Raw genomic sequence first — 10,497 nt, 5'->3', positions numbered from 1 at the left:
ATCTAATGTTAAATTTTAAGTTAGTTAGTTATAAAAAACACAGAAATTTGGCTTTTCTGCTGTTGTTGTTTTACAAGACAAATATGTGAACAAAATTCTAAAAAAAAAAATTGAAAACTATTGAATTTTTAGTTTTTTTTTCCCATGTTTAAATCTCGTTGAAAGTACAAAAAAAAATATTAATTCTTCAAATTTTATAGATGAAATGTAGCGAAGTTGAGATTAGGGTAAGATATGGTGAAACAGACCAAATGGGTGTAGTATATCATGGTAATTATGCGCAATATTTTGAAATTGGGAGAATTGAGTGGTTAAGAGATTATGGAGTGTCTTATAAAAAGATGGAAGAAGAAGGGGTGATGTTACCTGTAATATCTTTGAATGTAAATTTCAAAAAATCAGCATGTTATGATGATTTAATAAAAGTAAAAACTCAACTTGTAAAAATGCCAACCGCTTCGATTGAGTTTAATTATGAAATTACAAATCAAAATGGAGAGGTTTTAACTTTTGGAAATACAGTTTTGGCTTTTATTGATATGAAAACGAACAGACCAATGCGTTGTCCAAAATATTTATTAGATAAACTGCAGGATTAATCGTTGAAATTTTTTATTGAAACTTCGTAGAGATTATTGAAAATATTGAAAATGGTTTCAGAATCTTTTTTTCGAACCGAAATTTGAATTTGACAATCTAATTCTAGTGTCTGATTTACAATTTTTAATTGCTTTTCTTTAATCACTCTCATTACTTTGTTCATGTTTTTATAGTCAAAACGAATTAAGTAATCAATATTTATTGTCTTCTCTACAATTTTTGACGCTTCTAACGCCATTTGAGCTCCAGTTCTATATGCGTTTATTAAACCAGCCACACCAAGTTTAACACCTCCAAAGTATCTAACCACAACAACAAGCACGTTAGTAAGGTCAAACGATTGAATTTGTCCATAAATAGGTTGTCCAGCACTATTACTTGGTTCACCATCGTCATTAGCACGATAAGAAATACGCTCAGTACCTATTTGATATGCATAGCACCAATGTCTTGCAGAATGGTGTTGCTTTTTTAGGTCTTCTATATGTTCTTTTACCTGTGCTTCATTGGTGACATGGAAAGCATAGCCAAAAAACTTACTGTTTTTATCTTTAAAAAGTACTTCTTCAGAAGCATGCTCAATAGTCTTGTATGTGTCTTTAATTTCCAAATTAAAAAAGTTCAGCTTTTTCTTTAAATAGGTTTATAATGTCGTCTACTTCTGGATTATTATTCCATACATGAATTCCTAATGACGCAGCAGTATCTGTATTGTCCTTAGTATCATCAATAAAAATGCATTCGTTTGGTAATAAATTATTTTCAGTTAAAACAAATTCATAAATATTTGAATTGGGTTTTCTTAAATGAATTTCATGTGATAAGTAAAATTTGTCAAAGCAATTCTTGAAACGGTTGTAGCGTTCAAGATTCATATTTTCAATTACTTGCTCTATATGTAGTGCATTGGTGTTACTTAGTAAAATAAGTTTATATGTTTTGTCTTTTGCTAGGTTTTCTATAAACTCTAATCTATACTCTGGAAAATCTAAGATTATTGCATTCCAAGCTTTTATTAAGTCAGTACCTTTTATGTTAGGGAATTTGTTGGTGAAGTATGTTACAAATTCATTAGAGCTTATAAGTCCTTTCTCATATTCCTTTGCAACGTTGTACATGTCTAAAGAGAGTTCTTTTACTCCTAATTTAAATAGTTCCCTTTCGGTAGCAGGTTTATCTAAATTGATGAATACATCTCCGAAGTCAAATATAATTGTCTTAATCATTTACCAATATATTAAAAGTGTCGTTTTGTATTTTATGGTTTTGTATTAGAGTTCCTTTTAATATTGGTGCTTTAGTACCATTTTTAAAATTATTAGAACCCTTAAATATACGCGCTTCATCCCATAGGTTTTCATTAATAAAGGTTTGTAGTGTTTGAGCACCTCCTTCAATTATTATTGAATTGATGTTTTTTTGATAAAGGATAGTACAAATTTGTGATGCAATAGGTTGATTGAAATCTATATCCTCTTTTGAAATAACAATAGTTTCAGCAGTGTTATCAAAAATGGATGCGTTTTTAGGTAAGCGATTTGTGTTGTCTATAACAACTCTAATAGGGTTTTTTCCTGTATAATCTCTAGTAGTTAAACTTGGGTTGTCTGCAACAACAGTATTGGTTCCTACTAAAATAGCTTGTTCTTCTGCTCGCCATTTATGTACTAATTGTCTAGAATATGTATTTGTAATCCAAACAGGTTTCTGTTCGTCTTTATGCTTAGGTGAAATATAGCCATTAGAAGTTTCTGCCCATTTTAAAATAATATATGGACGTTTTTTATTGTGAAAAGTAAAAAAGCGTTTGTGATGTGTTTTACACTCGTTTTCTAATATACCAACAATTACGTTGCATCCAGATTTTTTTAACCTTTTAATTCCTTTTCCTGAAACTTCTGGGTTATCATCAACACAACCAATAACCACGTTTGGAATCTTGTTTTTAACAATTAAATCACTGCAAGGTGGTGTTTTTCCATGATGAGAGCAAGGTTCAAGCGTTACATATAGTGTAGATTCTTTTAATAATGATTTGTCTTTAACTGAATTAATAGCATTTACTTCGGCATGATTGCCACCATAAGCACTTGTGTAGCCTTCTCCTATAATCTTATTGTTATAAACAATTACAGCACCAACCATTGGATTAGGAGCAGTAAAACCTAAACCGTTTTTAGCGATGTCTATACAACGTTGTATGTAGTTTTTGTGTATTTGCAAATCAGTACAATTGAATAACAATATTATAATTTATATTTATAGAAAATTAAAATAAACTTGAAAAACTTTTTATTTCGATTTTTAGTCTATTTAATCTGTGTTTTTATAATGATAATAGGCTTTTCATTTTTTTTATTCTTGGCCTAAGGGTTTTGGAGAATCAAGTGTATGGTTTGATATTAATTTTATAGGTGTTTTTATTTTTTTAGTGCCACTAATTTATATAATTAGGGACTTAATTCGTGTTGTTAGAAAAATAATTTCACAAAAGAAAAAATAATTACAGTTTAATTTTTACATTTTCAGTTTTGTCAACAGGATAATCATAAGAGATACCTAAAGCTTTATAGGTAATAAATCCTTTGTACTGCACTTTTACTTTTTTAGAAAGTAAGCTATTTATAATGCCTCCAACAATACCATTAGTGTCTTTGTTAATAATATCTGTAGTTGAAGCAGTTATTTGCAAAGGAATGCTGAATTCTTTATTAGCTGGCACTTTGAAATCATCAGAACTAATTTTACCAATTTCAATATCGTTTACTAAAACAATAATACCATCACTTTTTAGAGTACCTCCAATATCGTTAGGATTGTTAAAAAAAGCATTTGCACTTAAGGTAATACTTTCAAGGTTAGAATCTGTAACCTTAATATTTTCAACTCTTAAAAACTCAGGTTTTTCTTTAACAGAACAACTAAAGGTTAGGATAAAAAGTGTTAGTAATATTAATTTGTTTCTCATTTAAATAATATAGATTATCAGTATCTTCACGTCACAAAAGTAAGATTAAATTATTGGTAAGTGTAGATGATTATTAGAGAAATTCAACAAAAAGATAATAAGTCGGTTGAGACTGTTATAAAGGAAACATTTATTGAACTTGGTATTCCGTTAACGGGAACTGCTTATGAAGATAAGGAAACACCAAAAATGTTTGAATCTTACCAAGGAGATAAGGAAGTGTATTTTGTAGTAGAAGTTGATGGTGAAGTGTTAGGAGGAGGAGGTATTAAGCCTTTAAATAATTATGAAGGCAATGTATGTGAGCTTCAAAAAATGTATTTCTCCTCAAAAATTAGAGGAAATGGCTATGGGAAAATGCTCTTTGAAAAATGTTTGCAAGTGGCTAAAGATTTTGGTTACGAAAAATGTTATTTAGAATCTGCTTCAATGCTAAAAGCAGCAATCCATATTTATGAAAAATATGGTTTTGAACATTTAGATGGACCTTTAGGAAATACGGGACATTATTCTTGTGGAGTGTGGATGTTAAAAGATTTATGATGCAATTAAAAGCTTTAAAAATATATTTTAAAAATGGTTTAAAAGGCTATTATCCTAATGAGGAAATAGAATCCTTTTTCTTAATCGCTTCAGAGTTTTATTTGGGTTATAAGCGTATTGATATTAGTTTAAAAGCTGATGAAGTTGTTAATCCTAAAAACTACAATCATTTTCAAGAGTTGATAGAACGTTTAAAAAACTATGAACCTATTCAATATATATTAGGGGAAACAGAATTTTTTGGACTACCATTTAAAGTCAACGAATCGGTTTTAATTCCTAGACCAGAAACAGAAGAGTTAGTAGATTGGATAATTAATTCTGTCATTCCGCACTCAGTTGAAAAGCAGATAAACATCTTAGATATAGGCACAGGAAGTGGTTGTATTGCTATTTCGTTAGCTAAAAATATTCCTAATGCTAAAGTATATGCTTTGGATGTTAGTAAAGATGCTTTAAGTGTTGCGCAACAAAATGCGCAACAAAATAATGTGGATATCACTTTTGTTAATGCTAATGTTTTAGAGTTAAATAGCGAATTAAATGATTTGCAATTTGATGTCATTGTTTCCAATCCACCTTATGTGCGTGAATTAGAAAAAGAATTAATGCACGACAATGTTTTAAAACACGAACCGCATTTAGCATTATTTGTAGAAGATGATAATGCTTTGGTGTTTTATAGAGTTATAGCAGAATTGTCGCAAAAACTACTTAAAGAAAATGGATTATTATTCTTTGAAATCAATGAATACTTAGGTGTTCAAATGAAGCAATTATTGTCTGAAAATAAATTTCAAGATATTGAATTGCGACAAGATATTAATCAAAAGGATCGAATGACTAAGGCTGTTAAATTGTAATTGCTCGAGTGTTGTAATACTTTTTTAGTTTGTAAACATATTCAACGATTTTAGTTTTAAATTTTCCAAAGTCTTAGAATCTGTTTCAAATTCTATAATCTTAGTTTTATTAGGTAGCAAATCAAAAAAGTTATCTGAGAAATGTCCTTTTTCTTCAGTGTATAATAAGATATTTTTTTGAAGGGTAGAAGATAAGAGTTCAATTTTGAAACCTTCATTCGTTTTACTGATAATAGTTTCTATTTCTCCTTGTTGTAATTTTAAATCTTTTGGTTTTGAAAAGTATTTTAACCATTGGTTGTTTTCAGATGAAATCTTTAAAACGGAAGCTTCTTTGTTAAAATTTATCTTGCTCAAATCGTATTTAAAAATAGCATCAGAAGCATTTGCTTTTGCAATAGTTAATAAATCTCCAGACCAAATTTCATTGCCATTAAAATCTAAAAGCTCTAATTTTAAATCTAGCTCAATATCAATAAGTGAATCATTGACTGCATAAATTTTTAATATGTTGTCTTCTATAATTGATGAAATTAATAAGTTGTCAAAGCTCTTTTTAGCTTTATAATGCAAAGCTTTCCAATTACCAAAATAATCAATACTAGACCACGAGACTGAAGGCCAACAATCATTAAGCTGCCAATACAATGTTCCCATATTTTTTGGTTTCGCTCTGCGATGTGCTTCAATTCCCATAGTAATTCCGTAGGCTTGTACTAGCTGACTCATATAGACGTAATCTTCTGCTTTGGTTGGTACAGGGAAATCGCGTTGCATGTACTCATCAATTAATTGAAAACCTCGATGGTGTTTTTGATGATTTTTAAAACCTTTAGAACTGATGTTAATACTATCAGATTGATTAATGTATTTAATAGTCTCGTAACTAGGAAACCCTTGCATGCCAAACTCACTCATAAAACGAGGTACATTTTGCTCTAAGTGTTCAAATGGATAATCATCATGCCAAATCCACCAATCATGTGCATCGCCTTCTGACTTGTAATTTGGATTACCACGACCATATCTTGGTGAGCTTTCCCAGTAATCAACATCAGTTAATTGGTTGACTGTTTTAGGAAGAATACTATCAAACACTTTTAGATAGTTGTTCCAAATTTCTTCTTTTTCTTTATCACTTCTATTGGCTTGCCAACCCCAACGATGCCAACCTTCACTGTTTTCGTTATTGCCACACCAAAGCGCTATAGAAGGATGGTTTCTTAATCGCTTTACGTTGTATGTAGCTTCATTTTGAACGTTTTCTAAAAAGTCTTTATCTCCAGGATACATAGCACAAGCAAACATGAAATCTTGCCAAACGAGAATGCCTTTTTCGTCGCATAGGTCATAAAAAATGTCATTCTCATAAATACCACCTCCCCAAACGCGAAGCATGTTCATATTAGCGTCTACAACATCATTAAGTAAGTCTTTGTAGTGCTGATTGCTAACTTGACCTTGAAAACTGTGTTGTGGAATATAATTAGCACCTTTAGCATAAACAGGTACATCATTTACTTTAAAATAGAAAGATTCTCCAATAGAATCTTTTTCATTGACTAACTCAATAGTTCTGAGTCCGATTTTTTTAGAAATACTATCTAGAATGATGTTGTCTTTTTTTACAATTACTTTAACTTCATACAAATATGGTTCTCCTAAATTATGAGGCCACCAAAGTTTTGGATTTTGTATATTAAATGTTTTGGTCTGATTTGAATAAGTTGAATTAAAAATATCGTTGACATAAATATCATAAGACACGTTATTATTCAGCTCAGTATTTAATGTGTTATTTAGTTGAATTTGAAGAGTTGCTATATTGTTGTTTAATTCAGTTTGTTTAATATGTAAATCTTCAATTTTATAATCATCCCAAGCAGTCAAAGTCACAGGTCGCCAAATGCCCATGGTGTTGAGTTTTGGTCCCCAATCCCAACCATATTGAAATTGTGCTTTTCGTGTAAAAATGCGATTACCTTCAGGAAGTTGATATCCTAATTTTGCTTTTTCTTTTGCTTCAATTTCTGAGGGTTTTGTAAAGATTACTTTTAAAGTATTTTCAGGGTTTAAAAGTGATTTAACATCCTTTTTCCAATTGAGAAACGCATTGTTAGTGTTAAGTATTAATGAATCATTTAAAAACACCTTTGCATAGGTGTCTAATCCTTCAAAGTTGAGATCAATATGTTTTTTGTTTAAAATGTTGTTGTCTAATAAAAATTGTGTTTTGTATTCCCAGTTGGTTTCCGATATCCATTGTAAATCGTGCTCATTGTTTCCAATAAATGGGTCTTCAATTAATTTGTGATTCAATAAATCGGAATGCACTTCTCCTGGAACAGTAGCTGTATGCCATTGTGTACTATCTACTTGTTTAAATTCCCAATTATTATGAAGTTCTATGTTAATTGGAGTTTGTACTTCTTTTGAATTGCAAGACAGTAAAACTAAGCTGAAAATAGTGATATATAGAAACCTAAGCATGTAATGATTGAATAATAGATTTGATGTTTGTTTCATCAGAATAATAAATGTCTGTATCACTTAAAAATTTAGAACTGTTCATGCTTATTTCTGGTATTTCTGAAACTGTTTTAATTGTTGAAGCCGAAGCGTGAATTTCATTAAAACTATTAGCTTTGAAAATTGAAGCATTAGAGCTGTTAATGCCTCCTCCAGGTAATATGTTTATTCTGTTTTGGGCTTTGTCTTTTAGTTTAGTTAATAGTTCTAAACCTTTTTCTGCAGATGCTTGTTGACCAGACGATAAAATTCGTTCAACTCCAATCTCTATTAAGCTATACATAGCTTTTACAGGTTTTGGTGTCCAATCAAAAGCACGATGAAAGGTGAAAGGTAGTGGTTTTGATAATTCAATTAATTCTTGGGTGCGCTCAATATCAATGGTATTGTCAAGATTTAAAACTCCAGATACAATTCCACTAGCGCCTAAATCTTTACAAAGCAGAATGTTTTGTTTCATGATGTCAAACTCTGCATCAGAATAGGTGAAATTACCACTTCTTGGGCGAATCAATACAAACACAGGAATATCTAGTGTATCTAATACTTGTTTTAGTAATCCATAACTAGGAGTGATACCACCAATAGCCAGTTCTTGGCAGAGTTCAATACGATCTGCACCTGCTTCTTGAGCGTTGCTTGCTGATTGGTAATTACTTGCGCAAATTTCTAGTGTCATTTTAATTAATTATTATTTCGTCAATAAATGTCCAAGCTTTATTGCCTGCGCCTTGTTTTCCTTCGGGAATAATTCCGTAGTTTGGAATAGTTAACTTAATGAATCTTGAGTATTGACCACCAACTCCAATTTCCACATTAGTAATTAATTCATTTTTTGAATTAGTTTTATAGTCTAATAAAGTGTCATCTAGTTCTATTGTTATTTTTTTTGGAGCATAAATCCATTGTCCTTGTCCATTGTAAAAACGGGTTTTTATATTGTTGATATTTGTGCTTTCTCCTAAATCAATAATAATCTCTATATCATCTCCCCAAAAGCCTAACCATTCTTTATCTCCGAAACGTTTGTCACTTCCTGAAACTCCATTAATTAAACCATAAGCACCACTTCCTGGATAAGATTTGTTGGGTTCTACATTCATTTTAATAGATGCTCCAACACCTTTATGGTAATTGATGTATTGTGTAAATGTGTTTCCTAATAGCTTTCCTTTACCATCAAATACAACTGCTTTAATAGTTGTGCTGCTATCAATTTGTATTGGAGTTAAGTAAGTTGATGATTCTGTTGTAGGTTCAGTGTTGTTAGTTGTAAACTTAATATCAAACTTTTGCGTTGGAGCGCTTAACTTGTAAAAGATAGTGGAGTCTTTTTTTATGATATCTCCTTCAACTTCGTAAAAGTGATTTGCATAATTTATGTTCAATGCATCTAAGCGCTCATGAAAATTTTCAACTCTATTTGAAAAATTGTGATACTCTTTTAGCTCTGGTTGTGTCCAACCAACTTCACTCATTGCTAATACACGAGGGAACATCATGTATTCCACATGTTTTTCGTTAGGCATATACTCAGTCCAAATGTTTCCTTGTACACCTAAGACATGTTTAGACTCTTCAATTGTCAATTCCTCTGGAATAGGATTAAAACTATATACTTTTTCTAGTGGCAAAAAACCTCCAATGGCAGTTGGCTCGCTTTCATTTTCGCTTTGATAATAATCAAAATAACAATGTGAAGTTGGTGTCATAATCACATTATGATTTTGTTTGGCGGCTTCTACAGCACCATTCATACCTCGCCATGACATTACTGTGGCATTTGGCGCTAAACCACCTTCTAAGATTTCATCCCAACCAATAATTTGTCTGCCTTTATTATTTAAATATGTTTCAATGCGCGATATGAAATAACTTTGTAATTCATGCTCATCTTTAAGTCCTTTTTGTTTGATTAGCTTTTGACAATCATCGCAATGTTTCCATCTAGATTTAGGTGCTTCATCACCACCAATATGAATATATTTACTTGGAAATAATTCTAAAACTTCATCAAGAACATCTTCTAAGAATTCAAAAGTAGATTCCTTAGAGCAATAGATGTCTTCAAAAACCCCCCATTTTGTAGCTGCTTCAATTTGTTTTCCTGTACAGCCTAACCCAGGATATGCAGCAATAGCAGCTTGTGAGTGCCCTGGAAGTTCAATTTCTGGAATTACAGTTACATGACGTTCTTGTGCATATGCAACAATATCTTTAACTTCTTCTTGTGTGTAAAAACCACCATAACGTTTGCCGTCAAATTGATGAGGTTGGTCGCTATAATGTCCTATGAGTGTTTCACTACGATATGCAGCAATTTCTTGAAGTTTAGGATATTTTTTGATTTCGATACGCCAACCTTGGTCTTCAGTTAAGTGCCAGTGAAATGTATTCATTTTTAACATGGCTAAAGCATCAATGTATTTTTTGATGAATTCTACCGAATACATATGACGTCCAACATCTAGATGCATACCTCTGTATTTAAATTGAGGAGCGTCTTCTATTGTTAAACATGGAATTTTAGTAATATTTAATTTATAAGAACCATTTTCAAATTCATAAGAAAGTAGTTGCCTTATAGATTGAACTGCATAAAATGCACCTTGGTCTGATGAGGCTTTGATTTCAATTTTTGTGCGGTTAATTTCTAGCTTATAAGCTTCAGGGTTAGTGATTGATTCATCTTTAGTGAACTTAATTGTCTTCTCGGATTTATTGTTATTTAACTTGATACTACTTCCATTTTCTATATAGTTTTTAAGAAAATTGGCAGAAATACTGAAGGTATTATCAAATTCAAGATAGACATTATCATCAAAGATAAAAGCACCTTTAAGTAATTTTACATTCTGAGGTTTTGGAATGATATTGTTTTGGTAAGCAACAGTAGCAATGTTTTCTTGTTTACACGTGAATAAAAAGCTAATAAAAACAGTAAAGAGTAATATTTTCTTGATAGTCATTTTAGTATATTAGGAGCTTTAAATA

At 30.9% G+C, this 10,497-nt stretch carries 10 protein-coding genes; 3 read left to right on the top strand and 7 right to left on the bottom strand.

The window, feature by feature from the left end; all coding sequences use genetic code 11:
* The first annotated feature begins 200 nt into the window (after positions 1 to 200).
* The gene (locus tag ACLII3_RS15715; RefSeq protein WP_412985452.1) at positions 201 to 599 is read left to right on the top strand and encodes an acyl-CoA thioesterase; all 399 of its coding nucleotides are present in this window, start codon (positions 201 to 203) and stop codon (positions 597 to 599) included.
* On the opposite strand, the gene ACLII3_RS15710 is transcribed toward ACLII3_RS15715, so the two are convergent.
* The 4 genes from ACLII3_RS15710 to ACLII3_RS15695 all read right to left on the bottom strand — a co-directional run bounded on the left by ACLII3_RS15710 (position 596) and on the right by ACLII3_RS15695 (position 3,568).
* On the bottom strand, positions 596 to 1,210 hold the full coding sequence (locus tag ACLII3_RS15710; RefSeq protein WP_412985451.1) for an IMPACT family protein: 615 nt from the start codon (positions 1,208 to 1,210) through the stop codon (positions 596 to 598). The two genes, ACLII3_RS15715 and ACLII3_RS15710, sit on opposite strands and share 4 nt — an antisense overlap.
* Position 1,211: 1 nt before the next feature.
* On the bottom strand, positions 1,212 to 1,826 hold the full coding sequence (locus tag ACLII3_RS15705; protein WP_412985450.1) for an HAD family hydrolase: 615 nt from the start codon (positions 1,824 to 1,826) through the stop codon (positions 1,212 to 1,214).
* Positions 1,819 to 2,823 carry a bifunctional diaminohydroxyphosphoribosylaminopyrimidine deaminase/5-amino-6-(5-phosphoribosylamino)uracil reductase RibD gene (gene ribD / locus ACLII3_RS15700; protein ID WP_412985449.1) on the bottom strand — a complete coding sequence of 335 codons (1,005 nt, stop codon included), beginning with the start codon at positions 2,821 to 2,823 and terminating at the stop codon, positions 1,819 to 1,821. Before ribD ends, ACLII3_RS15705 begins: the two co-directional genes overlap by 8 nt.
* Before the next feature lie 280 nt (positions 2,824 to 3,103).
* Complete coding sequence (locus ACLII3_RS15695; protein ID WP_412985448.1) at positions 3,104 to 3,568, bottom strand: hypothetical protein; 465 nt, start codon at positions 3,566 to 3,568, stop codon at positions 3,104 to 3,106.
* A gap of 66 nt (positions 3,569 to 3,634) precedes the next feature.
* Between ACLII3_RS15695 and ACLII3_RS15690 the strand changes: the two genes are divergently transcribed.
* Positions 3,635 to 4,111, top strand: a complete 477-nt coding sequence (locus ACLII3_RS15690) for a GNAT family N-acetyltransferase (RefSeq protein WP_412985447.1) — start codon at positions 3,635 to 3,637, stop codon at positions 4,109 to 4,111.
* Positions 4,108 to 4,974, top strand: a complete 867-nt coding sequence (gene prmC / locus ACLII3_RS15685; RefSeq protein WP_412985446.1) for a peptide chain release factor N(5)-glutamine methyltransferase — start codon at positions 4,108 to 4,110, stop codon at positions 4,972 to 4,974. The genes ACLII3_RS15690 and prmC overlap by 4 nt, the downstream gene beginning before the upstream one ends.
* Before the next feature lie 24 nt (positions 4,975 to 4,998).
* Here prmC and ACLII3_RS15680 read toward each other — a convergent pair whose 3' ends face one another.
* From ACLII3_RS15680 to ACLII3_RS15670, 3 genes are read right to left on the bottom strand one after another with little or no spacing between them, the layout of a single operon-like run.
* Positions 4,999 to 7,500, bottom strand: coding sequence for a glycosyl hydrolase 2 galactose-binding domain-containing protein (locus ACLII3_RS15680; RefSeq protein WP_412985445.1), 2,502 nt, complete (start codon positions 7,498 to 7,500; stop codon positions 4,999 to 5,001).
* Positions 7,457 to 8,182 carry a copper homeostasis protein CutC gene (locus tag ACLII3_RS15675; RefSeq protein ID WP_412985444.1) on the bottom strand — a complete coding sequence of 242 codons (726 nt, stop codon included), beginning with the start codon at positions 8,180 to 8,182 and terminating at the stop codon, positions 7,457 to 7,459. The genes ACLII3_RS15680 and ACLII3_RS15675 overlap by 44 nt, the downstream gene beginning before the upstream one ends.
* A gap of 1 nt (position 8,183) precedes the next feature.
* Positions 8,184 to 10,472 carry a beta-N-acetylhexosaminidase gene (locus ACLII3_RS15670; RefSeq protein ID WP_412985442.1) on the bottom strand — a complete coding sequence of 763 codons (2,289 nt, stop codon included), beginning with the start codon at positions 10,470 to 10,472 and terminating at the stop codon, positions 8,184 to 8,186.
* Positions 10,473 to 10,497 lie beyond the last annotated feature (25 nt).

The organism is Pontimicrobium sp. IMCC45349 (assembly GCF_047219225.1).
Classification (GTDB): Bacteria; Bacteroidota; Bacteroidia; order Flavobacteriales; family Flavobacteriaceae; genus IMCC45349.
This window is presented reverse-complemented; position numbering and strand designations above follow the sequence as displayed.

Excerpts from the sequence above, each read along its gene's own strand:
- ACLII3_RS15715 (WP_412985452.1), top strand. The coding sequence starts at position 201 with ATGAAATGTAGCGAAGTTGAGATTAGGGTAAGATATGGTGAAACAGAC.
- ACLII3_RS15705 (WP_412985450.1), bottom strand. The coding sequence starts at position 1,826 with ATGATTAAGACAATTATATTTGACTTCGGAGATGTATTCATCAATTTA.
- ACLII3_RS15695 (WP_412985448.1), bottom strand. The coding sequence starts at position 3,568 with ATGAGAAACAAATTAATATTACTAACACTTTTTATCCTAACCTTTAGT.
- ACLII3_RS15690 (WP_412985447.1), top strand. The coding sequence starts at position 3,635 with ATGATTATTAGAGAAATTCAACAAAAAGATAATAAGTCGGTTGAGACT.
- prmC (WP_412985446.1), top strand. The coding sequence starts at position 4,108 with ATGATGCAATTAAAAGCTTTAAAAATATATTTTAAAAATGGTTTAAAA.
- ACLII3_RS15680 (WP_412985445.1), bottom strand. The coding sequence starts at position 7,500 with ATGAAACAAACATCAAATCTATTATTCAATCATTACATGCTTAGGTTT.
- ACLII3_RS15675 (WP_412985444.1), bottom strand. The coding sequence starts at position 8,182 with ATGACACTAGAAATTTGCGCAAGTAATTACCAATCAGCAAGCAACGCT.
- ACLII3_RS15670 (WP_412985442.1), bottom strand. The coding sequence starts at position 10,472 with ATGACTATCAAGAAAATATTACTCTTTACTGTTTTTATTAGCTTTTTA.